Raw genomic sequence first — 23,664 nt, forward strand, 5'->3', positions numbered from 1 at the left:
GCGACGTCCTGCCGGACGACGGCGACCCCGACGCCCTGCGCGCCCTCGTGCACGCCCTCGCCGAGGGCGCCGCCGACCCCGCCGAACCGCTGTGCGCGGCCCATCTGCACTGCCCGCCGCTCGCCGTCGCCACCGCCGCCGACCTCGCCGCGAGCGCCCTCAACCCCTCGCTGGACTCCTGGGACCAGGCCCCCGCCGCCTCCGCGCTGGAGGCGGTCGTCGCGCGCGAACTCGCCCACGAGACGGGCCTGGCCGACGCGCTCGTCACCACCGGCGGCACCGAGTCCAACCAACTCGCCCTGCTGCTCGCCCGCGAGGCCGGCGGTGGCAGCGTCCGCCTCGTCTGCGGCACCGGCGCCCACCACTCGCTGGCCCGCGCCGCCTGGCTGCTCGGCCTGCCCGACCCCGTGGTCCTGCCCTCCCCGCACGGCACCCTCGACCCGGCCGCACTCGATGCCGCCCTCACCTCGCTCTCCGGCCCGCTGCTCGTCGCGGCCACCGCCGGCACCACCGACGCCGGCCTCATCGACCCGCTGCCCGAGATCGCCGGCCTGTGCACCGCCCACGGAGCCCGCCTGCACATCGACGCCGCCTACGGCGGAGGCCTCCTCTTCAGCGGCCGGCACCGCGAGAAGCTCGCCGGACTCGAAGCCGCGCACACCGTCACCCTCGACCTGCACAAGCTCGGCTGGCAGCCGGTCGCCGCCGGACTCCTCGCCGTCGCCCGCCCACACGAACTCGCCGCGCTCCACCAGCGCGCCGACTACCTGAACGCCGAGGACGACACCGAGGCCGGCCTCCCCGACCTGCTCGACCGCTCCCTGCGCACCACCCGCCGCCCCGACATCCTCAAGATCGCGGTCACTCTGAAGACCCTCGGCCGCAGCGGACTCGGAGCCCTCGTCGACCAGGTCTGCGCCCGCGCAGGCGAGTTCGCCGCGCTGGTCCGGGAACACCCCGGCTTCGAGCTGTACGACCGCCCCGCCATCAGCACCGTCCTGTTCCGGCCCGCCGACGCCGGCGACGACACCGTGGCCGCCGTACGCCGCAGGCTGCTGCAGGAGGGCCGGGCCGTCCTCGGCCGCGCCCGCCTCGACGGCCGCCTCTGGCTCAAGGCCACCCTCCTCAACCCCCACACCCGGCCCGACGACCTGGCCCACCTGCTGAAACTCGTCGAAGGAAGCACCCCCAGATGACCCTCCCCCCACGCCACGAGCCCGAGTCCCCCCGCGACCTGGTCGGCATCGGCATCGGACCGTGCAACCTCTCCCTCGCCGCCCTTGCCCACCCGCTCTCCGAACTCGACGCCGTCTTCTACGAACAGCGGCCCGGCTTCGACTGGCACCCCGGCCTGCTCATCGAGGGAGCCACCATCCAGGTGCCCTTCCTGGCCGACCTGGTGACCCTCGCCGACCCCACCAGCCCCTGGAGCTTCCTCAACTACCTCAGGAGCCGCGAGCGGCTCTTCCCCTTCTACTTCGCCGAGCGCTTCCACATCCAGCGCGCCGAGTACGACGCCTACTGCCGCTGGGTCGCCCAGAGCCTCTCCGGGCTCCACTTCCGCCACCAGGTCGACGGCGTTCGCTGGAGCCCCGAAGCCGACGTGTTCGAGGTCGACTACACCCGGCTCGACGCCGACGGTGAAGCCGAGTCCCTCGGCCGCACCCACACCCGCAACATCGTCCTCGGCGTCGGCACCGTCCCCTACGTGCCCGACCCCCTCAAGCCCCTGGTGGACACGCCCGGCGTACCCGTCCTGCACGCCGCCGACTACCTCGCCCACCGCGACACCGTCCTCGCCGCCGAGCACGTCACCGTCGTCGGCTCCGGGCAGTCCGGCGCCGAGGTCTTCCTCGACCTGCTGCGCCACCGCCCACCCGGCCGCGAGACACTGCACTGGATCGGCCGCACCGAGGCGTTCGCGCCCATGGAGTACTCCAAGCTCGGCCTGGAGCACTTCACGCCCGACTACACGCGCTACTTCCACGCCCTCCCCGAGCCCGTCCGCGACCGACTGGTCGCCGCCCAGTGGCAACTGCACAAGGGCATCGACGCCGGCACCCTCGCCGCCATCCACGACGAGCTGTACCGGCGCACCCTGCTCGGCGGCTGGCCCGACGCCGTCCTGACCCCCGGCGTCCGGGTGCGCACCGCGGGCCGGATCGCCAACAGGAAGATCGAACTCCATCTGGAACACGTCCAGGAGAACAGCCGCTTGCGACTCACCACCGACGCCGTCGTCCTCGCCACCGGCTACCGCGAACGCCCCCTCGACCGCATCCTCGCCGGGCTCGACCCCTACATGCGCCGCGACAGCAGCGAACGCCCGCGCATCGACGAGGAGTTCCGGGTGGTCCTCGATCCCACGGTGACCGGGTCGCTCTACGTCCAGAACGCCGAACTGCACACCCACGGCGTCGGCGCCCCCGATCTCGGCCTCGCCGCCTGGCGCAGCGCGACGATCCTCAACTCCATCACCGGCAAGGAGCCCTACCCGCTGCCGGCCCGGACCGCGTTCACCACCTTCGGACTCGACCGCCCCGCCCGCGTCCCGCAGACCCGGCGGCCCATGAGATTGACTCCGCTGGCCGACGGATGGTGACACACCGCACGGGTGCGATTCGCTCATCGGAGCGGGCGCCCGCACAATTCAACACTTGTCAATAAGGCTTCACCCAAAGGTCCTTGAGTAGTCACGTCACCCGGAATCTCTACCGGCGGGTAAGGCCTAGGCTCGCATACATGCGCCGAGCAAAGATCGTTTGTACATTGGGGCCCGCCACCGACTCGTACGACCAGATCAAGGCACTGGTCGACGCCGGAATGGACGTCGCCCGGCTCAACCTCAGCCACGGCACCCGCGCCGAACACGAGGAGCGTTACCAGCGCGTGCGAAAGGCGGCCGACGAGACCGGCCGCAGCGTCGGAATCCTCGCCGACCTTCAAGGTCCGAAGATCCGGCTCGGCCGATTCGGCGAAGGACCCGTACTGCTTGAACGCGGCGACACCTTCACGATCACCGTCGAGGACGGCGTCGAGGGCGACCGCCACCAGTGCGGCACCACCCACGCCGGCCTCGCCGCCGACGTCACCCCGGGCGAGCGCATCCTGGTGGACGACGGACGGGTCTGCCTGGAGGTCACCGCCGTCGACGGCCCCCGCGTGCGCACCCGGGTGATCGAGGGCGGCATGGTCTCCGACCACAAGGGCCTCAACCTCCCCGGCGTCGCCGTCTCCGTCCCCGCCCTCTCCGAGAAGGACGAGGACGACCTGCGCTGGGCGCTGCACACCGGGTTCGACGTCGTCGCCCTCTCCTTCGTGCGCAGCGGCGACGACGCCAGAATCGTGCACCGCATCATGGCCGAGGAGGGCCGCCGCCTCCCGGTGATCGCCAAGATCGAGAAACCGCAGGCCGTGGCGAATCTCGACGACATCGTGGCCACCTTCGACGGACTGATGGTCGCCCGCGGCGACCTCGGCGTGGAGATGCCCCTGGAGCAGGTGCCGATCGTCCAGAAACGCGCCATCAAGCTCGCCAAGCGCAACGCCAAGCCGGTCATCGTCGCCACCCAGATGCTCGACTCGATGATCGCCAACTCCCGCCCGACCCGCGCCGAGGCCTCCGACGTGGCCAACGCCGTCCTCGACGGCACCGACGCGGTGATGCTCTCCGGCGAGACCAGCGTCGGCAACTACCCGGTCGAAACCGTGCGCACCATGGCGAAGATCGTCGCGGCGGCCGAGGAGGACATGCTGGCCAAGGGCCTGCCGCCGCTGACCGACCGGAACAAGCCCCGCACCCAGGGCGGCGCCGTCGCCCGCGCGGCCGCCGAGATGGGCGACTTCCTCGGAGCCAAGTTCCTGGTGGCCTTCACCCAGTCCGGAGACACGGCCCGCCGCCTCTCCCGCTACCGCTCGCCCATCCCCCTCCTGGCCTTCACCCCCGAGCCGGCCACCCGCTCCCAGCTCAGCCTCACCTGGGGCGTCGAGACCTTCCTCGGCCCGCACGTCGACTCGACGGACGCCATGGTCGACCAGGTCGACGAACTGCTCCTGCGCCACGGCCGGTGCCAGAAGGGCGACGTCGTGGTCATCACCGCGGGCTCCCCGCCCGGCGTCTCCGGCTCGACCAACATGGTCCGCGTCCACCACATCGGCGAGGACGACAGCCCGAAGTAGTTCACCGGCGTTGCCGCACGGGGCCGCTCTGGAACGCCCGTTTCCGCTGGGTGCAGCAAAAAGCGGAGACCACGCGAACGTGATCCTCCGCTTGCAGTGTGTGACCTTGGAAACCAAGGAAAAAGTGCCCCCGGTCGGACTCGAACCGACACTGTACGGGTTTTGAATCCGCGGCCTCTGCCGAATTGGGCTACGGGGGCCAATGAATCTAAGGTCAGCGGTGGCCCGCTGTGCCCCCACCATACCGCAGCTAGGTACGCTCTTGGGAGCAGTACGTGCCCTGCCCTGGACCAAGGAGCCTCAGTGACCGCCCCCGAGTCGCCCCAGCCCGTAGACGTGCCCGACGACGACAAGTCGCACGTGCCGCCGCTGACGACCCGTGTCGTCATCGCCGAGGACGAGGCCCTGATCCGGCTCGACCTGAAGGAGATGCTGGAGGAGGAGGGGTACACCGTCGTCGGCGAGGCCGGAGATGGCGAGCAGGCCGTCGAGCTGGCCCGCGAGCACCGGCCGGACCTGGTCATCCTGGACGTGAAGATGCCCAAGCTGGACGGCATCTCCGCGGCCGAGAAGATCGCCGAGGAGTCCATCGCGCCGGTCCTGATGCTCACCGCGTTCTCGCAGCGCGACCTCGTCGAGCGGGCCCGGGACGCCGGTGCGATGGCGTACCTGGTCAAGCCGTTCAGCAAGAGCGACGTCGTCCCGGCCATCGAGATGGCCGTCTCCCGCTTCACCGAGCTGAGGCAGCTGGAGAGGGAGGTCGCCGACCTCACCCAGCGCCTGGAGACCCGCAAGCTGGTCGACCGGGCGAAGTCGATCCTGCAGACGGAGTACGGGCTCTCCGAGCCGGCCGCGTTCCGCTGGATCCAGAAGACGTCCATGGACCGCCGCATGTCGATGCAGCAGGTCGCCGAGGCCGTCATCGCGGACAACGACGAGAAGAAGGCCGCCAAGAAGGGCTGAGCCGCCTGGTACGAGCGGGTGACGAATGGGCCCGCGCCCCGGAGACAGGGGGCGCGGGCCCATTCGTGTACGGCGGTCAGTCCTCGCCCAGGTAGGCCTTCCGGACCGACTCGTCGTGGAGCAGGTCCTGCCCGCTGCCGGACAGGACGATGGAGCCGACCTCCATGACGTGGCCCTGGTCGGCGAGCGAGAGCGCCGCCTGGGCGTTCTGCTCGACCAGCAGGATCGTCGTGCCCTGGGACTTCAGCTCGGCGATCGTGGCCATGATCTTCTGCATCATGATCGGCGACAGGCCCATGGACGGCTCGTCGAGCATCAGCAGCTTCGGGCGGGACATGAGTGCCCTGCCCATGGCCAGCATCTGCTGCTCACCGCCGGAGAGGGTGCCGGCGGCCTGCTTGCGCCGTTCGCCGAGGATCGGGAACAGCTCGTAGGCGCGCTGGATGTCCTTCTCGATGCCTTCCTTGTCCTTGCGGAGGAAGGCGCCGAGCTGGAGGTTCTCGGCGATGGTCAGGCGCGGGAAGATGTGCCGGCCCTCGGGGGAGTGGGCGAGCCCGAGGGAGACGATCTTGTGCGCCGGGACGCCGGTGAGCGGTTTGCCGTCGAAGACGATCCTGCCGCCGACGGGCTTCAGCAGGCCCGAGAGGGTGCGCAGGGTGGTGGTCTTGCCGGCGCCGTTGGTGCCGATCAGGGTGACGACCTGGCCGGCCTCGACGCTGAACGAGATGCCCTTGACGGCCTCGATCTTGCCGTAGGCGACCCTGAGGTCCTCGACCTCCAGCAGTGCGGTCACTGGGTCTCTCCCTTGGTGGTGCCGGTGCTCTGCGCGCCTTCGGCGCTGTCCGTGCGCTCGGTGCTCTCCTCCGCGCCGTCCGTGCTCTGTGAGCCTGCGGTCCCTTCCGCGTTGTCCGCGTCTTCGTCGCTGCCCGCGTCTTCCGCGTCTTCCGCGTCTTGCGCGTTGTCCGCGTTGTCCGCGCTGTCGGCGGCGGCCTCGGCCGCCTCGACCTCGGCGGCCTCCGCCTCGCCGGGGTCGCCCTCGAAGGGCTCGCCCAGGTAGGCGGCGACGACCCGCTCGTCGGCCTGGACGACGTCGGAGGTGCCCTCGACCAGCTTCTCGCCCTGGACGAGGACGGCGACGCGGTCGCACAGGTTGAAGATGAAGCGCATGTCGTGCTCGATGACGAGGACGGCGATGCCCTTGTCCCGGATGGCGAAGACGAGTTCCTCGGTGGCCCGGGTCTCCTGCGGGTTCATGCCGGCCGTCGGCTCGTCGAGCAGCAGCAGCCCCGGCTCGCTGGCCAGCGCCCGCGCGATCTCCAGCTTGCGCTGCTCGCCGTAGGGCAGGTTGCGCGCGAGGTGGTCGCGCTTGGCGGCGAGGCCGACGAACTCCAGGAGTTCCATCGCCTTCGCCTCGGACTGCTTCTCCGCCTTGCGGAAGCCGGGGCCACGCAGCAGCGCCGACCACAGGCCCTCCTTGGTCCGCGTGTGGCGGCCCACCAGGACGTTCTCCAGGACGGTCATGTTGGCGAAGAGCCGGATGTTCTGGAAGGTGCGGGCGATGCCGGCCTGGGTCACCAGGTGGGGCTTGGGCGGCAGTACCCGGCCCTGGTAGGCGACCGTGCCCTCGGTGGGGACGTACAGGCCCGTGAGGCAGTTGAAGAAGGTGGTCTTGCCGGCGCCGTTCGGGCCGATCAGGCCGACGATCTCGCCGCTGTTGACCGTGAAGTCGACGGACCGGACGGCGGTCAGGCCGCCGAACCGCATGGTGACGTCACGGGCTTCGAGTACAGGTGTCGTCATGGTTGCTTACGCCCCTGCCTTGCTGACGGCCGCTTCGTCGGACAGCGTCGTCTGTGCTGGTACGTCGAGTTGGCCCGTCTCGTGGAACTCCAGCTGGCGGCGGCGGTTGGCGATGATGCCCTCCGGCCGGAACCGCATGAGCAGGATCAGGGCGACGCCGAACGCGAGGAGTTCGTAGTTCTGCAGGAACTGCAGCTTCTCCGGGACCAGGTAGAGGACGCTGGCGCCGAGCAGCGGGCCGCTGACGGTGCCCATGCCGCCGAGGACGACGGCGGCGAGCAGGAAGGCCGAGTTGGGCGGGGCGGCGCCGGCGAACTGGTACGGCTGCGGGTTGACGCTGAAGTTGACGTGCGCCATCACGGTGCCGGCCAGGCCCGCGAGGGAGGCGCCGAGCGCGAAGGCGATCAGCTTGACCCGGAAGCCGTTGATGCCCATGGCGGTGGCGGCGGTCTCGTCCTCGCGGATGGCGATCCAGGAGCGGCCGATGCGGGAGTCGGCGGCGCGGGTGAAGACGAGGACGACGACGGCCGTGACGATGAGCATCAGGAACAGGTAGTTGGCGAACCGGCCCAGGGTGATTCCCGCGATCTCGTGCTGTTCGCCGAGGTTGAACCCGAAGATGTTCAGGTCGGGGATCTGGGTGATGCCGTTGGGGCCGCGGGTGATGTTCGGTCCGGAGTCGCCGTCGAGGTTGTTGACGGCGATGCGGAAGATCTCTCCGAAGCCGAGGGTGACGATGGCCAGGTAGTCCCCGCGCAGCCGCAGGGTCGGGGCGCCGATGAGGACGCCGAAGACGAGCGAGGCGGCCATGCCGGTGAGCGCGGCGGCCCAGAAGGGGAAGTGGACGCCGGAGAACCGGGAGTACTCGGAGCCGGAGACCAGGGCGGCGGCGTAGGCGCCGACGCCGAGGAAGGCGACGTAGCCGAGGTCGAGCAGGCCGGTGAGGCCGACGACGATGTTCAGGCCGAGGGCGACGGTGGCGAAGATGAGGATGTTGACGCCGATGTTGGCGTTGTGGTCGTCGCTCTGCGTGAAGGGGAAGATCGCGGCGGCGACGAAGGCGAGGGTGGCGGAGAAGGCCTTGTGCCGTGCGGAGATGGCGGCGTAGCGGTCGAGGAGTCCGGAGTGGATGAGGCTCCAGGCGCCGAAGAGGATGACGAGGATGAAGCCGATGAAGGTTTCGCTGTCGTCGTCGTTGATGCCGATGCCGTAGGTGAAGACCACCAGGCCGAAAGCGGTGGCCAGGGTGATGACGGCGCGCTCGGCGAGCGGCATGAGCGTGCCGGGGCGGGGCTGGTCGGGCTTGGCGAAGTAACCGCGGATGCCGGTGCCGGGGGCCGGGTGGGGCAGGGCGAGGGCGCCGATGACGGGCAGTGCCGAGGCGGCCATCGCGACCCAGGCGCCGGGGTCGAGGTTGACCAGGCCGTCGAGGTCGACGGCGATGGCGATGCCGGTGAACCAGCAGACGGTGAACGCCGAGAGGGTGACCAGGAAGACCGGGGAGGTGGCGCCGGCGGGGTTCAGCCGGTCGAGGCCCTTCACGTTCCAGAGGGTGAGCCCGTACAGGAGGGTGAGGGCGCCGGCGACCAGGGCGAGGATCTGGAGTCCGGCCGGGTAGCCGTAGACGGTCAGGTCGCCGGGGAAGTCCGGGGTCCAGGTCCAGCTCATGAAGGTGCTGGCGATGGTGCCGACGGCGCCGACGACGATGAGCAGCCGGGCCACGGCGGGGGCGAGCGGTATGGGGCCGCGCTCGGCCGGGGTCTGGGTGGTGGTGTCGGTCATGGTGCTCACGCCCTGTCCGCGACGCGTTCGCCGAGCAGGCCCTGTGGCCTGAAGAGGAGTACGAGGATGAGGAGGACGAAGGCCCACACCGCGGCCCAGCCGCCGCCGCCGAGCTGCTGCATGCCGGGGATGTTGGCGATGTAGGCGGTGGCCATGGCCTCGGCGAGGCCGAGGACGAGGCCGCCGAGCATGGCGCCGTAGATGTTGCCGATGCCGCCGAGGACGGCCGCGGTGAACGCCTTGAGGCCGGCGATGAAGCCCATGTCGTAGGAGACCGAACCGTACTTCAGGCCGTACGCGGTGCCCGCGACCGCGGCGAACAGGCCGCCGATGGCGAACGCGACGACGATGATGCGGTTGGTGTCGATGCCCATGAGCTGGGCGGTGTCCGGGTCCTGCGCGGTGGCCTGCATGGCGCGGCCGGTGCGGGAGAGGCGGACGAAGAAGGCCAGGATCGCCATGCAGAGGGGTGCGGCGAGGATCAGGAAGACGTCGCCGCTCTGGATGGTGACCGAACCCACGTGGTAGGGCCCGAAGGGGAGCTGCGGGAAGACCCGGGCGGTCTTGGCGTTGGGGTACACGTTGAAGACGAGCTGCTGGAGCGCGAGCGAGAGGCCGATGGCCGTGATGAGCGGCGCGAGGCGTGGCGCTCCGCGCAGCGGTCGGTAGGCGAAGCGTTCGGCGCCGACGGCGATGAGCACGGCGACCAGGGCGCCGCCGACGAGCATCGCCGGCAGGGCTATCCACATGGATATGCCGTCCGGAAGGGCGAGATAGACGGTGAGCGCGCCGAAGCCTCCCGTCATGAAGATCTCGCCGTGGGCGAAGTTGATGAGCTGGACGATGCCGTACACCATCGTGTACCCGATGGCGATCAGGCCGTACATCGAGCCGAGGAACAGCCCGTTGGCCAGCTGCTGCGGCAGGGTGTTCACCGCATGGCCTCCATGTGGTGGGGAGAGTCAAGGGGGGCGTAGAAGGCGGGCCGCGCGGTGACGGTGGTCTGTGCCGCGCGGCCCTGGTGTTGCGGGGTGTTCGTGGTTACTTGGGCTGGGCGACGCCGCTCTTGACGGACTTCCACGCTCCGTTGACGACCTGGTAGACGGTCAGCTGCTTGTTCGTGGTGTCGCCGTACTGGTCGAACGAGATCTTGCCGGAGATGCCGTCGAACGAGGTGTTCTGGACGGCGTTGACGACCTGGGCGCGGGCGTCGGAGGGCACCTTGCCGTTCTTCACGACCTGGCCGACGGCCTTGATGATCGCGGTGGTGGCGTCGTAGGCGTACGAGCCGTAGGTGCCGTAGTCGCCGGGGTACTTCTTGGCCTTGTAGGTGGCCACGAAGTCCTTGGCGGCGGGCAGGGTGTCGACCGGGACGCCGATGGAGGTCACGAGGTCGCCCTCGGCGGCCTTGCCGGCGGTCTTGATGTAGGTCGGGGTGAACATGCCGTCGCCGCCGAACAGCGGGATCTTGGCTCCGGCGTCCTTGAGCTGCTTGGTCAGCACCTGGGACTCGTCGTACTGGCCGCCGTAGTACAGCAGGTCGGCGCCCGAGTTCTTGATCTTGGTGACGAGGGTGGAGAAGTCGCGGTCGCCCACGTTGACGTGGTCGGTGCCGATGATCTTGCCGCCCTGCTTGGTGAACTGCTCGCGGAAGATCTTGGACAGGCCGGCGCCGTAGGTCTGCTTGTCGTCGACGACGAAGGCCTTCTTCTTCTTGAGGCCGTTGTAGGCGTAGTCGGCGGCGAAGGCGCCCTGCAGGGCGTCCGTGGTCGACGTACGGAAGTACGTCTTGAACGGGCGCGACTTGCTGGTCTGCCAGTTCTTGCCCTGGGTCAGCTCGGGGGCGGTGTTGGACGGGGAGATCTCCACCAGGTTGGCGGTGGCGAAGACCTGCTGCATCTGGGTGGCCACGCCGGAGTTGAGCGGGCCGACGACGCCGAGGACGTCCTTCTCGGCCACCAGCTGGGAGGCGTTCTGCTGGCCGGTGGCCGGGATCGCCTTGTCGTCCAGGGCCTTGATCTTGAAGGTGACGCCGGGGACGGTCTTGTTCTTGTTGGCGTCGTCCACGGCGATCTGGGCGCCGTACTGGATGCCGAGACCTGTAGCGGAGTTCTGGCCCGTCAGCGGGGCATCGACGCCGATCACGACCGTCGTGTTGCCGCTGTCGCCGCCCTTGCTGTCATTGTTGCGGGAGCCGCAGGCGGTGAGAGTCAGAGCTCCGGTCGTCAGCACGGAGGTAAGAATCACCAGAGAACGCTGTCGCACAATCGATCCTTTCCGCAGGCACGTCCGGCCCCCTCAGGGACGGCGGATGCCGCGCCGGTACCGAACTCCCGTTGGAGCGGTGACTGGCCGTGACTCTAAGCCCGCATGGAGACCTCGGCAGCGCCGTGCGCTGGCTTGTGACTTTCTTGTTATGACGACGTGGACGGACGACTTCCGGCGAGGCTGCTCTCAGCCGATTTGGCAGATTTTCCGCTCGGTCCACATTTCGAGAAGCCGCACTTCCCGTTGGCCGTGGGCGGCAGTTGCGCCCGGCCCGGTCACGGCGCCCCGAAGGGACGCGGAATGGTCCCCGGAGAGCGCTCTCCGGGGAAGCGGAGTCCGGCGCCGTATTGCGCGCATGTTACGCAGCGTTACACCGGAAAAGGGGCGGCCGGGATTCGGGAATCCGGACCGTCCGGACCCCGATGTCTTCACGGCGAGCCCGCGAGTCGCCCCCGGTCGGAGGGTTAAATTCCGCTTTGTGGCGGTGAGTTGAGGAGACGTCGGGTACGACCGCCGTGCAGCAGCGGCCCGCGCCCAGGGAGTCCGGCCGGACATCCGGACGACACCCTTGCGTGTCAAGGGTGTTGCGGGAAACAAAAGGCCCGGCCCCACCGGAGGCGGGGCCGGGCGCGGAAGGCGTCGGGGCTCAGTCCGAGGTGCGCAGGTGAGCGCCGTCCTGCGGCCTGACGTCACGCAGCAGACAGGTCAGGCGGGCGGTGCACACGCGGCGGCCCTGCTCGTCGCTGATCACGATCTCGTACGTCGCCGTCGACCGGCCCCGGTGCACGGGCGTGGCCACGCCGGTCACCAGGCCCGAGCGGACCCCGCGGTGGTGGGTGCAGTTCAGGTCGACGCCGACCGCGATCTTGGAGCTGCCGCCGTGCAGCATGGAGCCGACCGAGCCGAGGGTCTCGGCCAGCACCGCGGAGGCGCCGCCGTGCAGCAGGCCGTAGGGCTGCGTGTTGCCCTCCACCGGCATCGTCCCGACGACCTTCTCGGCCGAGGCCTCCAGGATCTGCACGCCCATCCGGGTGCCGAGGTGTCCGGCCGAGAACAGGGCGGGCAGGTCGACGCCGAGCGCCGCGTACTCGTCGATGACCTCCTGCGGGAATCTCACCTGCTGCTGCTCACCCATGGGCCCGGCTCCGTTCGTCGTACACCTGTCTCGTGACTGAGCAAACGCTCAGTCGGTCGCCGATTGTTCCAGACGGCTCTGCGCGCTCCCGGCCGGGTCCTCCAGGCGCACGACGACGGACTTGCTGGCCGGGGTGTTGCTGGTGTCGGCGGTGGCGTCCAGCGGGACCAGCACGTTCGTCTCCGGGTAGTACGCCGCCGCACACCCTCGGGCCGTCGGGTAGAGCACGACACGGAACCCGGGCGCCCGCCGCTCCACACCGTCCTTCCACTCGCTCACCAGGTCCACGTACGCACCCTCGGCGACCCCGAGGGTGCGCGCGTCCGCGGGGTTCACCAGGACCACCCGCCGGCCGCCCGTGATGCCCCGGTAGCGGTCGTCGAGTCCGTAGACGGTGGTGTTGTACTGGTCGTGCGAGCGCAGGGTCTGCAGCAGCAGCCGGCCCTCCGGCAGCCGCGGGTACTCCACCGGCGCCGCGGTGAAGTTCGCCTTCCCGGTGGCCGTCGGGAAGCGCCGCTCGTCGCGCGGCGCGTGCGGCAGCGCGAAACCGCCCGGCCGGGCCACGCGCGCGTTGAAGTCCTCGAAGCCGGGCACCACGCGCGCGATGCGGTCGCGGACGGTCGCGTAGTCCTTCGCGAACTCCTCCCACGGCACCACGCTGCTGTCGCCGAGCACCCGGCGCGCGAGCGCGCAGATGATCGCCGGCTCGGACTTCAGGTGCTCGCTCGCGGGCTCCAGGCGCCCGCGCGAGGCGTGCACCATGCCCATGGAGTCCTCCACGGTCACGAACTGCTCACCACTGGCCTGCAGATCCCGCTCGGTGCGGCCCAGGGTGGGCAGGATCAGCGCCCGCGCGCCCGTGACGACGTGCGAGCGGTTGAGCTTCGTCGACACGTGCACGGTCAGCCGCGCGCGCCGCATCGCGGCCTCCGTCACCTCCGTGTCGGGGGACGCGGAGACGAAGTTGCCGCCCATGGCGAAGAACACCTTCGCCTCGCCGTCGCGCAGCGCGCGGATGGCCCGCACCACGTCGAAACCGTGCTCGCGGGGCGGCGCGAACCCGAACTCCCTCTCCAGCGCGTCCAGGAAGGCCGGGGCGGGGCGCTCGAAGATGCCCATCGTGCGGTCGCCCTGCACGTTCGAATGGCCGCGCACCGGGCACACGCCCGCGCCCGGCCGGCCGATGTTGCCGCGCAGCAGCAGGAAGTTGACCACCTCGCGGATGGTCGGCACGGAGTGCTTGTGCTGGGTGAGCCCCATCGCCCAGCAGACGATGGTGCGCTCGGAGGTGAGCACCATGCGCAGCGCCTGCTCGATCTCCGCGCGCGTGAGACCGGTCGCGGCCAGCGTCTCGTCCCAGTCGGCGGCCCGGGCGGCGGCGGCGAACTCCTCGAACCCGTGGGTGTGTTCGCGGACGAACTCCTCGTCGACCGCGCCCTGCGTCTCCAGGATCAGCTTGTTGAGGAGCCGGAAGAGCGCCTGGTCGCCGCCGATGCGGATCTGCAGGAACAGGTCGGTGAGGGCGGCGCCCTTCAGCAGGCCCTGCGGGGTCTGGGGGTTCTTGAACCGCTCCAGGCCCGCCTCGGGCAGCGGATTGACGCTGATGACCCTGGCGCCGTTCGCCTTGGCCCTCTCCAGCGCCGAGAGCATGCGCGGGTGGTTCGTCCCCGGGTTCTGGCCCGCGACGATGATCAGGTCCGCCTTGTACAGGTCCTCCAGCAGGACGCTGCCCTTGCCGACGCCGATCGTCTCGGAGAGCGCCGAGCCAGACGACTCGTGGCACATGTTCGAGCAGTCCGGCAGGTTGTTCGTGCCCAGCTCGCGCGCGAAGAGCTGGTAGAGGAAGGCCGCCTCGTTGCTGGTGCGGCCCGAGGTGTAGAACACGGCCTCGTCGGGGGAGCCGAGGGCCGCGATCTCCTCGGCGACGATGTCGAAGGCCCGGTCCCAGCCGATCGGCTCGTAGTGCTCCGCCCCCTCGGGCAGGTACATGGGATGGGTGAGCCGCCCCTGCTGGCCCAGCCAGTACCCGCTGCGGGTCGCCAGGTCGGCGACGGAGTGGGCGGCGAAGAACGCCGGGGTGACCCGGCGCAGGGTGGCCTCCTCGGCCACCGCCTTCGCGCCGTTCTCGCAGAACTCCGCCTTGTGCCGGTGGTCCGGCTCCGGCCAGGCGCAGCCCGGGCAGTCGAAGCCGTCCTTCTGGTTCACCCGCAGCAGCGTCAGCGCCGTGCGCCGCACCCCCATCTGCTGCTGGGCGATGCGCAGGGTGTGCCCGATGGCCGGCAACCCCGCCGCCGCGTGCTTCGGCTCCGCGACCTGCGGCGCGTCCTGTACCGGATCACCCTTGGGCGGCTTCGTCGCCATCGCACGCTCCTCTTCGACTGCGTGTGAGAAATACCGTGCCGATCCTCCCACGGGGGACCGACAGCCGTGAGCGGCGGGCAGGTCGGAGCGCTTGCGGTGCCCGACGGCGTCGCGGCACGCTCGCCGCCGTCCCGGCCCCGGGGATGCGGCGGTCCGCGCGCCCGCCGCGGCCGCCGGGCTCCGGTGTGTTGGTGGGGGTGGTGTCGGACCGGGCCCGGGGTTGCGACGTCCTGCTCACCCGATGATGGTCGTCCGGATTCGCTGTGCTTCCGGTGTTGCCGGACCGGCCCTGGCGCACTCCGGCGGTGCCGGCCGGGCTTCTCGTCGTGGCGTTCCGCGTGCCTGCACGCCGCCTGGGCTCTCGGGCGGTGCCGGGCCGGCCTTCTCGTCGTGGCGTCCCGTGCGCCCGCCTGGCGCCGGCACGCACCCGCGGGTGCCGGACCGGCCCGCGCACCGTGCGTCCCGCGCGCCCGCCGCGGACGGCCGGCCCGGAGTGTCAGTGGGGCGTGGCAGGATCGGGGGCGTGGCAGAGACAGCATCGAAGCAGACCGACAAGACCCCCGGCGGCGCCCGGCCCCGGCTGATGCTCATGGACGGGCACTCGCTGGCCTACCGCGCGTTCTTCGCGCTGCCCGCGGAGAACTTCACGACCGCGACGGGCCAGCCGACGAACGCGATCTACGGCTTCGCGTCGATGCTGGCCAACACCCTGCGTGACGAGGCGCCCACGCACTTCGCGGTGGCCTTCGACGTCTCCCGCAAGACCTGGCGCTCCGAGCGGTTCACCGAGTACAAGGCGAACCGCGCCAAGACCCCGGACGAGTTCAGGGGACAGGTGGAGCTGATCGGCGAGCTGCTCGACGCGATGCACGCCCCGCGCTTCGCCGTCGAGGGGTACGAGGCGGACGACATCATCGCCACGCTCGCCACCCAGGCCGAGGCCGAGGGCTTCGAGGTGCTGATCGTCACCGGCGACCGCGACTCCTTCCAGTTGGTGACCGAGAACACCACCGTGCTCTACCCGACGAAGGGCGTCTCGGAGCTGACCCGGTTCACTCCGGAGAAGGTCGTCGAGAAGTACGGACTGACGCCCGCGCAGTACCCCGACTTCGCGGCCCTGCGCGGCGACCCGTCCGACAACCTCCCGGGCATCCCCGGAGTCGGCGAGAAGACCGCCGCGAAGTGGATCAACCAGTTCGGGTCGTTCGCCGAGCTGGTCGAGCGGGCGGACGAGGTCAAGGGCAAGGCGGGGCAGAACCTCCGGGACCACCTGGAGTCGGTCAAGCTCAACCGCGCCCTCACCGAGCTGGAGCGCCAGGTCGAGCTCCCGAAGACGGTCGCCGACCTGGAGCGTGCCGCGTACGACCGCAAGGCCGTCGCGAGGGTCCTGGACACCCTGGAGATCCGCAACCCGTCCCTGCGCGAGCGCCTGTTCGCCGTCGACCCCGGCGCCGAGGAGGCCGAGGCGACCCCGGTCGTGGCCGACGGCGTGGAGATCGACGGCGCGGTCCTGCGCACCGGCGAGCTGGCCGGCTGGCTCGCCGAGCACGGCACCGGGGTTCTGGGCGTCGCCACGGTCGACACCTGGGCGCTGGGCGCCGGCTCGGTCGCCGAGGTCGCCCTGGCGGCGGCCGGGGGAGCGGCCGCCTGGTTCGACCCCGCCGAGCTGGACGAGGCCGACGAGAACGCGTTCGCGGCCTGGCTGGCCGACGCGGAGCGCCCCAAGGTGTTCCACGACGCCAAGGGCGCCATGCGCGTCTTCGCCGAGCACGGCTGGAGCATCGAGGGCGTCCGCATGGACACCGCGCTCGCCGCCTACCTGGTCAAGCCGGGCCGCCGCTCCTTCGACCTGGACGCCCTCTCCCTGGAGTACCTGCACCGCGAGCTGGCCCCCGCCGCCGCGGCCGACGGCCAGCTGGCCTTCGGCGCGGACGACGGCGCCGAGGCCGAGGCTCTGATGATCCAGGCCCGCGCGGTCCTCGATCTCGGTTCGGCCTTCGAGGCCCGCCTGGAGGAGGTCGGCGCGGCGGACCTGCTGCGGGACGTGGAGCTGCCCATCTCCGCCCTGCTCGCCCGCATGGAGCGGCACGGCATCGCGGCCGACCGCGCTCATCTGGAGGCGATGGAGCAGACGTTCGCCGGTGCGGTGCAGCAGGCCGTGAAGGAGGCGCACGCGGCAGCCGGCCACGAGTTCAACCTGGGCTCGCCCAAGCAGCTGCAGGAGGTCCTCTTCGGCGAGCTGGCCCTGCCGAAGACCAAGAAGACCAAGACCGGCTACACCACCGATGCCGACGCCCTGGCCTGGCTCGCCACCCAGACCGACAACGAACTGCCGGTGATCATGCTCCGCCACCGCGAGCAGGCGAAGCTCCGTGTGACCGTCGAAGGCCTGATCAAGACCATCGCCGGCGACGGGCGCATCCACACCACCTTCAACCAGACGGTGGCCGCGACCGGCCGCCTGTCGTCCACGGACCCGAACCTGCAGAACATCCCGGTCCGCACGGACGAGGGCCGGGCCATCCGCCGCGGCTTCGTCGTCGGCGAGGGCTTCGAGTCCCTGCTGACCGCCGACTACAGCCAGATCGAGCTGCGCGTGATGGCCCACCTCTCCGAGGACGAGGGCCTCATCCGCGCGTTCACCTCCGGCGAGGACCTGCACACCACGGCCGCCTCCCAGGTCTTCGGCGTCGCGCCCGACGCGGTGGACGCGGAGATGCGTCGCAAGATCAAGGCCATGTCGTACGGCCTGGCGTACGGCCTGTCGGCGTTCGGCCTGTCCCAGCAGCTGAACATCGAGGCCGCGGAGGCGCGCGCCCTCATGGACGCGTACTTCGAGCGCTTCGGCGGAGTCCGGGACTACCTGCGCCGCGCGGTCGACGAGGCCCGGGCGACGGGCTACACGGCGACGCTCTTCGGGCGCCGCCGCTACCTGCCCGACCTCAACAGCGACAACCGCCAGCGCCGTGAGGCGGCCGAGCGCATGGCCCTCAACGCGCCCATCCAGGGCACGGCGGCGGACATCGTCAAGATCGCCATGCTCAAGGTGGACAACGCGCTGCGGGCGGCGGACCTGAGGTCGCGCATGCTGCTCCAGGTGCACGACGAAATCGTTCTGGAGATCGCCCCCGGCGAGCGCACCGCCGTCGAGGAGATCGTCCGCCACGAGATGTCCCACGCCGTCGACCTCCGCGCCCCCCTGGACGTCTCGGTCGGCGTCGGCCCGGACTGGGAGTCGGCGGCGCACTAGCCTGCGGCGCCGGGCGGAGGGGGCGTACTGCGCGGGAGTGCGCCGCCCCTTCCGCCCCGCATCCCGGCGCCCCTTCGCCTGGCGCCCCTTCCGCCTGGCGTCCCGGCGCCCGGCGCCCTTACGTCCGGCGTCCCGGCGCCCGCTCGCCGTCCCGGCGCCCGGCGCCCCTTCCACCCGGCGCCCGGCGCCTGGCGTCCCGCCCTTGCCGCGTCGACCAGCGGTGCCGCGCTCGCCGCGATCCCGAAGGCCCCGCGCCTCGGCCCCGTCACAAACCCGGCCGAATCCCTGCGGGCGCCATCACTCACGTGGGCCCCGCCAAAGCGCCCCGGACCCTCCGCAGCCGCAACACTGCGGGCATGGGTATACGCATGCTCCACCGCCGGACGCCCGAGGCAGTCACACGGGTCTGGGCGGACACCGCTTCGGCGCAGGCCATGCCCGCCTCGCCGGTCCCGGCCCTCGCGGCCGACGCAAGCACCGCCCGCATCCCCGCCGATCCGGCGACGACCGTCCGCCGGGCCGTCGCCGGCCTCCGGCGCACACTCGCCGGCCGCACCCTCCGCGCCGGCCACGCCCCGGACTGGCATCCGTGGGCGGACCTGGCCCGCGGCTATCTCGCGCTGGCGCTCACGCTGATGCCGAGGTCGCGTCCCCGGCCGACCCTGACGATCTTCGTCGCGTCCGTCACCGAGCGACCTGCCGCTGCCGGCCCGCACCGCAATCCCCGTGGGCTCGGCCCGGACGCCGGACCCTGACCCCGGCGAGCCTCCGTATCGGCCCGCTCCCGCCCCTCACGCCCTTCGCCGAGCCCGTCACCGGCCGACCGGCCGCTTCCGGTCCGCGCGGGTCGGCTCAGCGGGAGTGCCGGGGGCCGGGGCCGGACGGCAGGTCCTGACGCCGACGGCGTACGCCACCAGGCCGGTGAGGGTCCCCGCGCCCGCTCCGAAGCACAGGGTGGGCACCAGGTTCAGGTCCAGGCCCAGGCTGACGGACCCTGCCGCCCGCTGCACCGCACCCGCCAGCGCGCACCCGCCGATCACCGCACCGGCCCACCCACGGTCCCGCGCGGACAGCAGGGGCACCCCGACCGGCGCCCCGTCCGGCGTGCGCCGCAGTGCACGCGCCGCCCACGCCAGGACCACGGCCGCGCCCGCGGCGGAGCAGCCGTACTGGAGCCACGAGAACAGCGGCAGTCCCGCCGGGTGCTCCCGCCCGATGGCCGGAAGCAGCCGCGTCCCCCACCGCCCCCGATGCGTGAACGCGTCCCACACCACATGCGTCAGGGCCCCGAGCACAGCGGAGACGTACCAGCGCGCCACTGAAACGGCCCGCACGCGCGCGCGTGGCCGGCCACAGCGCAGCAGCGCGGCCGACCGCCCCTGCCACGCCGTGGGCAGCAGCGCCAGCAGCGGTTCCCGGACGAGCAGCCACAGGCCCACCAGCGCCCAGGAGATGACCGCATCGACCGTGGCGACTCCGGCGAAGGCGTGCGTGACCCTCCCGAACCCCATTCCGCCCGGCACGGCGCCCGCCGCGTAGTAGGGCAGGTCGGGTGCGAAGGAGCCCGCCACGAGCACCGCCGGGACCAGCGGCCCCCGCCCGGTCCCGTCACGGCGGATCCCCGGCAGCACGGCCGCCGCATGACTGAGGGTGAACGGCAACGGGGCCCTCCTCGCGGGTCGTCGGCGGCACATGATCACTTCCGTCCCAGTATGGGTGACCGCGGCCGGCGGCGCGCACGACAACGGCAGTCGGCCAACCGGTGAAAACCGGGCGTGAACGGGTGCCCGCGCAAAGCAAGTTGTCGTAGGGTCACCTGGGTCGCCGTGCCGGGCGCACGGTTGTACGCACATCGCACGCGTGGAAAGGCGGCACAGGGGCAACCGCGGCACCGGGTCGATCGTCACACCAGGGCGAGACACGCACACGGACACGGACGCACGACGTCCATGGGAGGGGTTCACTCTATGGCGGCGCATTTCGGCAGGCGGCTCCGCAAGGGGGCGGCGACCACCGCCGTGGCCGCGGCAGCGGTCGCAGCGCTCTCCGCGTCCCAGGCTCCGGGAGCTACCGGCGAGGGCCACGCCAGACAGACGGCGGCCGGCGCCTCCACTCCCGTACCGGACACCGCCGGCGGCGACGCCACGGGCAACTCGCCGTACTACACGGACCTGCCGCCGCTCAACAGCCCCGACCCCAGCCCCTCACCGACCGCCGGTACCCCCGTCGCCCAGGGGGACGCCGAGGCGGGTATTCCGGCGACGGTCCTCGACGCGTACAAGAAGGCCGAGGCGGCACTGCGTTCCGCCAAGCCGGACTGCAACCTGCCCTGGCAACTCCTCGCCGCCATCGGCAAGGTGGAGTCGGGCCAGGCCCGCGGCGGCCGGGTCGGCGCCGACGGCACGACGCTGAGCCCCATCCTCGGCCCGGTCCTCGACGGCAACGGCTTCGCGCTCATCAAGGACACCGACCACGGCGCGTACGACGGCAACAGCCACTACGACCAGGCCGTCGGCCCCATGCAGTTCATCCCGTCCACCTGGGCCTGGGCCGGCCGCGACGGCAACGGCGACGGCAAGAAGGACCCCAACAACGTCTACGACGCCGCACTCGCCGCCGGCCACTACCTGTGCCGCAACGGCTGGGACCTGTCCCGCGAGGCCGACCTGCACAGCGCAATCCTCAGCTACAACAACTCGCAGGACTACCTGAACACCGTCCTGTCGTGGCTGGAGTACTACCGCAAGGGCACCCACTCCGTGCCCGACGGCACCGGCGGCCTCCCGACCCACCGCAGCGACGGCAGCACCCCGCACACGGCGTCCCCGAAGCCCTCGGACCCGCCCAAGTCCGAGCCGTCGAAGCCCCACGCGCCCGGCGGCGGCAGCGGGAGTCCCAGCCCGACCCCGCCGAAGCCGCCGGTCCCGCCGACGACCCCACCGACCCGGACGGACACGGTGGACCACCTGGCGGACGCGGGCACCGCCGAGCAGCTCACCACGATGGCCGGCCACGCCTTCACCGACCGGATCAGCACCCGCGCGGAGACCAAGGCCGGCACGTCCGTCGCCAAGGTCCGGATCCGGTTCACCATCACCGGGGACACCGACGCCACCTTCGCCGGCGGTGAGACCGTGGCCACGGTCGCCACCGACACCGATGGCGTGGCGACCGCCCCCGTGCTCCAAGCGGGCGAGGAGACCGGCGACTTCAAGGTCACCGCCGCCGTCGTGGGCCGCCCGGCCAAGGGCGTCGCCTACCCGGCCACCGTCACCGAGCGCGCCGCCGACACCCTGGCGCGCACCGGTGACACCCCGCTGACCTGCACCCCCGGCGGCGAGTTCGCCGACCAGGTCCAGGTGAAGGCGACGTACAAGGGCGCCGTCGCGGACAAGGTGGCGGCCACCGCCACTCTGGTCAAGTCCGCGGACGACCCCACCGAGAACGACAAGGGCCCCTACTTCAAGGACGCCGACGGCAAGGCCGTACGCACCCTCACCGGCCTTCAGGCGGACGACAAGGGCCTGCTGACCCTGCCGAAGCTGTACGCGGACGACACCACCGGCACGTTCCTGCTCCGCGTCACCACCCCCGGCGGCGGCACCCTCACCGTCGAACTGAAGGTCGCCGCCGACTCCTCGGCGAGCCCGTCCCCGTCTTCGAGCCCGTCCGCCTCCTGATCCGGACCGGCACCGGCAGGGCGCCCTCTCCGCTCCGGCGGGGAGGGCGCCCTCGTCCGTGCGTGCACCGCTGTTCTCATCTCGCCCGCCCGTTGCTACGGTGCCAGACCTGACGCCCCATCAGGAACCGTCAGGACACCGACCGTCCGCCGGGAGGCCCCGCATGCGCGCCCTGATCGCCGCCGCGATCGGTCTCGCCCTCGCCGTCGCTCTCGTCCTCACGATCAGCGCCATGGGCCCGCCGTCGGGCCGGACGTCCCCGAAACCGCTGCTGACGACGGTGCCCTCGCATCCGTAGCCGCACCCGTCCGGGAGGGAGGCAGCAATGCGCCGCACGGCAAGCCTGTTCCTGCTCGCCTGCGCCGTGTTCTGCGCGGCGCTGTCCCCGCTGATGCGCTGGTACGCCTTCCCGCGCCTGGCCAGAATCCCCGCGAACCAGTACCAGGACATGGTCCTGGAGGCCAGGGGCGCCACCCTCCTCGACTACGGCACCATGCGCGCGCGCAAGGTCTCCCAGGTCACCATCGTGCAGACCCTCAAGGGCGATGTGGAGGCCGCGAAGAGGATCGGGAGGACGGCGGGCCGGCCGGTCGTGGTCTGGGACGCCCTGTCCTACGTCCAGGGCCCCGACGGCAGGATGGTCTCCAGGATCCCCGAGCGCTACATCTTCGACGCCCACAGCCAGGCCCCCGTCCACGCCACCGGCGAGACGGTCGACGGCGACCCGGTCAGGCGCGAGGGCATCGAGTTCAAGTGGCCGTTCCTGACCCGGAAACGGGACTACGAGTACTTCGACGCCCAGACCCGCACCACCAACCCCATCCACTACCGGGGCACCCGCACCTTCCGCGGTCTGAAGGTCTACTACTTCGAACAGACCATCCCCTGGACCCGGGTCCCCCTGCCGAAGGCCATGCCCGTCCAGGGCGTCACGCCCGCGTCGATCGCCAGGACCGGCACGACCCGCTGGTACACCACGGTCCGCAGATTCTGGGTCGAACCGGTCACCGGCGCACCGGTCTACGGCGAGGAGATCCACAAGGAGGAGCTGCGCGGCGGCACCCTGCTGGGCGGCCGGGCCAAGGTCACCGCCTTCGCCGGGCACGTGAAGATGCGCGAGGACTACATCGAGCACACGGTCGCCCTGGTCAAGCACAACCGCACCCTCGTACTGCTGCTCACCTCGTACGTGCCCCGGGGCTCCCTGGCCCTCGGCCTGCTGCTCCTCGCCCTCTCGCTGTATCTGGAGGCCCGCGCCCGCCGCCCCGAGGGCCCGGCACCGGCCCGAACGCCGCGGACGGAACCGGTCAGCGCCTGAGCCGCGCGTTGGTGTGCCGGGTGGGTTCGGCGGCCGCCGGGTCCTCCGGCCAGGGATGCCGGGGATAGCGCCCCCGCAGCTCCGCCCGCACGCCCTGGTAGCCGTCCTTCCAGAACGACGCCAGGTCGGCCGTGACGGCGGCCGGCCGCCCGGCGGGGGACAGCAGATGCACCAGCAGCGGCACCCCCGCCACCGCGGGCGTCGCCTGCAGCCCGAACATCTCCTGCAGCTTCACCGCGAGCACGGGCCGCTCCGGATCCCGATAGTCGATCCGGATTCTGGACCCACTCGGCACGGTGATCCGCTCGGGCGCCAGCTCGTCCAGCCGGCCGGCCTCTCCGCTCGCCCACGGCAGCAGACGCAGGAGCGCCTGCCCCGCGTCGATCCGCCCGAGATCGGCCCGCCGCCGGGCGCGGCTGAGCTCCGGCTCCAGCCAGTGCGCCACGCGCGCGTGCAGCGCCTCGTCCGACACGTCCGGCCACGGCTCCCCGAGCCGGGCACGCAGGAACGCCAGCCGGTGCCGCAGCACCTCGGCCTCCGGCGACCAGCGCAGCAGCCCGAGCCCGTCCTGCCGGAGCCCTTCCAGGAGGGCGTCCCGTACGAGGCCGGGGTCGGCGTCCTTCAGCGGCCGCACGGAGAGCTCGACGGCACCCAGCCGCTCGACACGCCGGGCCACCATGTCCCCGTCGGCCCAGTGCACCTCGTCCCGCTCCGCCAGCAGCGCCCCGGCCGCCTCGACCGCCACCTCCTCGCTCACGGCGGCCCCGAGCCGCACGCGCGCGTGGCCCTTCCCGGCGGGCCGATCGGCCACGGCCACGACGATCCAGGGGGACCCGCGCAGAGCGGACCCGTCGGACAGCTCGGCCCGCGTCCCCGACGCCATGAGGTACGACCCGCCGTCCAGCCTGGCGACGCGCTCGGGAAAGGC

The 23,664-nt window shown here is 71.5% G+C and carries 18 protein-coding genes and 1 tRNA gene; 9 read left to right on the forward strand and 10 right to left on the reverse strand.

Going from position 1 to position 23,664, the window contains the following annotated elements; translation table 11 throughout:
* From ACLU3S_RS23895 to pyk, 3 genes are all read left to right on the forward strand, one after another.
* Window positions 1–1,196 (forward strand): pyridoxal phosphate-dependent decarboxylase family protein (locus ACLU3S_RS23895; RefSeq protein ID WP_413953993.1); only part of this gene is annotated, 1,196 nt, incomplete at its 5' end.
* Window positions 1,193–2,602, forward strand: coding sequence for a lysine N(6)-hydroxylase/L-ornithine N(5)-oxygenase family protein (locus ACLU3S_RS23900; RefSeq protein ID WP_413953994.1), 1,410 nt, complete (start codon window positions 1,193–1,195; stop codon window positions 2,600–2,602). The genes ACLU3S_RS23895 and ACLU3S_RS23900, both read left to right, overlap by 4 nt.
* Window positions 2,603–2,742: 140 nt before the next feature.
* A complete protein-coding gene (gene pyk / locus ACLU3S_RS23905) occupies window positions 2,743–4,179 on the forward strand; it encodes a pyruvate kinase (RefSeq protein WP_413953995.1) in 1,437 nt (478 codons plus the stop codon).
* A gap of 125 nt (window positions 4,180–4,304) precedes the next feature.
* Here the strand turns inward: pyk and ACLU3S_RS23910 are convergent.
* A tRNA-Leu gene (locus ACLU3S_RS23910) sits at window positions 4,305–4,379 on the reverse strand.
* Between the two features lie 103 nt (window positions 4,380–4,482).
* On the opposite strand from ACLU3S_RS23910, the gene ACLU3S_RS23915 reads away from it, so the two are divergent.
* Window positions 4,483–5,142 carry an ANTAR domain-containing response regulator gene (locus tag ACLU3S_RS23915; protein ID WP_413953996.1) on the forward strand — a complete coding sequence of 220 codons (660 nt, stop codon included), beginning with the start codon at window positions 4,483–4,485 and terminating at the stop codon, window positions 5,140–5,142.
* A 76-nt stretch (window positions 5,143–5,218) separates the two neighbouring features.
* Here ACLU3S_RS23915 and ACLU3S_RS23920 read toward each other — a convergent pair whose 3' ends face one another.
* The 7 genes from ACLU3S_RS23920 to ACLU3S_RS23950 form a co-directional block, all read right to left on the reverse strand.
* A complete protein-coding gene (locus ACLU3S_RS23920) occupies window positions 5,219–5,935 on the reverse strand; it encodes an ABC transporter ATP-binding protein (RefSeq protein WP_413953997.1) in 717 nt (238 codons plus the stop codon).
* Complete coding sequence (locus tag ACLU3S_RS23925; RefSeq protein WP_413953998.1) at window positions 5,932–6,942, reverse strand: ABC transporter ATP-binding protein; 1,011 nt, start codon at window positions 6,940–6,942, stop codon at window positions 5,932–5,934. The genes ACLU3S_RS23920 and ACLU3S_RS23925 overlap by 4 nt, the downstream gene beginning before the upstream one ends.
* Window positions 6,943–6,948: 6 nt before the next feature.
* Entirely contained in the window at window positions 6,949–8,724 is a 1,776-nt protein-coding gene (locus ACLU3S_RS23930) for a branched-chain amino acid ABC transporter permease (protein ID WP_413954010.1), read from the reverse strand.
* Window positions 8,725–8,729: 5 nt separating this feature from the next.
* Window positions 8,730–9,659 carry a branched-chain amino acid ABC transporter permease gene (locus ACLU3S_RS23935; RefSeq protein ID WP_413953999.1) on the reverse strand — a complete coding sequence of 310 codons (930 nt, stop codon included), beginning with the start codon at window positions 9,657–9,659 and terminating at the stop codon, window positions 8,730–8,732.
* 106 nt (window positions 9,660–9,765) lie between these two features.
* The gene (locus tag ACLU3S_RS23940; protein WP_413954000.1) at window positions 9,766–10,989 is read right to left on the reverse strand and encodes a branched-chain amino acid ABC transporter substrate-binding protein; all 1,224 of its coding nucleotides are present in this window, start codon (window positions 10,987–10,989) and stop codon (window positions 9,766–9,768) included.
* A gap of 649 nt (window positions 10,990–11,638) precedes the next feature.
* Entirely contained in the window at window positions 11,639–12,127 is a 489-nt protein-coding gene (locus ACLU3S_RS23945; RefSeq protein WP_413954001.1) for a hotdog fold thioesterase, read from the reverse strand.
* A gap of 48 nt (window positions 12,128–12,175) precedes the next feature.
* Complete coding sequence (locus tag ACLU3S_RS23950) at window positions 12,176–14,488, reverse strand: FdhF/YdeP family oxidoreductase (RefSeq protein ID WP_413954002.1); 2,313 nt, start codon at window positions 14,486–14,488, stop codon at window positions 12,176–12,178.
* A 523-nt stretch (window positions 14,489–15,011) separates the two neighbouring features.
* Here ACLU3S_RS23950 and polA point away from each other — a divergent pair.
* The gene (gene polA, locus ACLU3S_RS23955; RefSeq protein ID WP_413954003.1) at window positions 15,012–17,738 is read left to right on the forward strand and encodes a DNA polymerase I; all 2,727 of its coding nucleotides are present in this window, start codon (window positions 15,012–15,014) and stop codon (window positions 17,736–17,738) included.
* Between the two features lie 356 nt (window positions 17,739–18,094).
* Window positions 18,095–18,493, forward strand: a complete 399-nt coding sequence (locus ACLU3S_RS23960; RefSeq protein ID WP_413954004.1) for a hypothetical protein — start codon at window positions 18,095–18,097, stop codon at window positions 18,491–18,493.
* A 57-nt stretch (window positions 18,494–18,550) separates the two neighbouring features.
* Here ACLU3S_RS23960 and ACLU3S_RS23965 read toward each other — a convergent pair whose 3' ends face one another.
* On the reverse strand, window positions 18,551–19,399 hold the full coding sequence (locus tag ACLU3S_RS23965) for a DUF4184 family protein (RefSeq protein ID WP_413954005.1): 849 nt from the start codon (window positions 19,397–19,399) through the stop codon (window positions 18,551–18,553).
* 306 nt (window positions 19,400–19,705) lie between these two features.
* Between ACLU3S_RS23965 and ACLU3S_RS23970 the strand changes: the two genes are divergently transcribed.
* The 3 genes from ACLU3S_RS23970 (at window position 19,706) to ACLU3S_RS23980 (ending at window position 22,736) form a co-directional block, all read left to right on the forward strand.
* A complete protein-coding gene (locus tag ACLU3S_RS23970) occupies window positions 19,706–21,418 on the forward strand; it encodes a lytic transglycosylase domain-containing protein (RefSeq protein ID WP_413954006.1) in 1,713 nt (570 codons plus the stop codon).
* A gap of 163 nt (window positions 21,419–21,581) precedes the next feature.
* Window positions 21,582–21,716, forward strand: a complete 135-nt coding sequence (locus tag ACLU3S_RS23975; RefSeq protein WP_413954007.1) for an SPW_0924 family protein — start codon at window positions 21,582–21,584, stop codon at window positions 21,714–21,716.
* Between the two features lie 27 nt (window positions 21,717–21,743).
* Entirely contained in the window at window positions 21,744–22,736 is a 993-nt protein-coding gene (locus ACLU3S_RS23980) for a DUF3068 domain-containing protein (RefSeq protein WP_413954008.1), read from the forward strand.
* Here the strand turns inward: ACLU3S_RS23980 and ACLU3S_RS23985 are convergent.
* Window positions 22,726–23,664 (reverse strand): ATP-dependent helicase C-terminal domain-containing protein (locus ACLU3S_RS23985; RefSeq protein ID WP_413954009.1); only part of this gene is annotated, 939 nt, incomplete at its 5' end. The genes ACLU3S_RS23980 and ACLU3S_RS23985 overlap by 11 nt on opposite strands.

The organism is Streptomyces sp. AF1A (genome assembly GCF_047340315.1).
GTDB lineage: Bacteria > Actinomycetota > Actinomycetes > Streptomycetales > Streptomycetaceae > Streptomyces.

Bases quoted from the DNA above. Each gene is read 5' to 3' on its own strand.
- ACLU3S_RS23930 (WP_413954010.1), bottom strand. From the start codon at position 8,724: ATGACCGACACCACCACCCAGACCCCGGCCGAGCGCGGCCCCATACCG.
- ACLU3S_RS23980 (WP_413954008.1), top strand. From the start codon at position 21,744: ATGCGCCGCACGGCAAGCCTGTTCCTGCTCGCCTGCGCCGTGTTCTGC.
- ACLU3S_RS23970 (WP_413954006.1), top strand. From the start codon at position 19,706: ATGGCGGCGCATTTCGGCAGGCGGCTCCGCAAGGGGGCGGCGACCACC.
- pyk (WP_413953995.1), top strand. From the start codon at position 2,743: ATGCGCCGAGCAAAGATCGTTTGTACATTGGGGCCCGCCACCGACTCG.
- ACLU3S_RS23960 (WP_413954004.1), top strand. From the start codon at position 18,095: ATGGGTATACGCATGCTCCACCGCCGGACGCCCGAGGCAGTCACACGG.
- ACLU3S_RS23950 (WP_413954002.1), bottom strand. From the start codon at position 14,488: ATGGCGACGAAGCCGCCCAAGGGTGATCCGGTACAGGACGCGCCGCAG.
- ACLU3S_RS23925 (WP_413953998.1), bottom strand. From the start codon at position 6,942: ATGACGACACCTGTACTCGAAGCCCGTGACGTCACCATGCGGTTCGGC.
- ACLU3S_RS23945 (WP_413954001.1), bottom strand. From the start codon at position 12,127: ATGGGTGAGCAGCAGCAGGTGAGATTCCCGCAGGAGGTCATCGACGAG.
- ACLU3S_RS23975 (WP_413954007.1), top strand. From the start codon at position 21,582: ATGCGCGCCCTGATCGCCGCCGCGATCGGTCTCGCCCTCGCCGTCGCT.
- ACLU3S_RS23900 (WP_413953994.1), top strand. From the start codon at position 1,193: ATGACCCTCCCCCCACGCCACGAGCCCGAGTCCCCCCGCGACCTGGTC.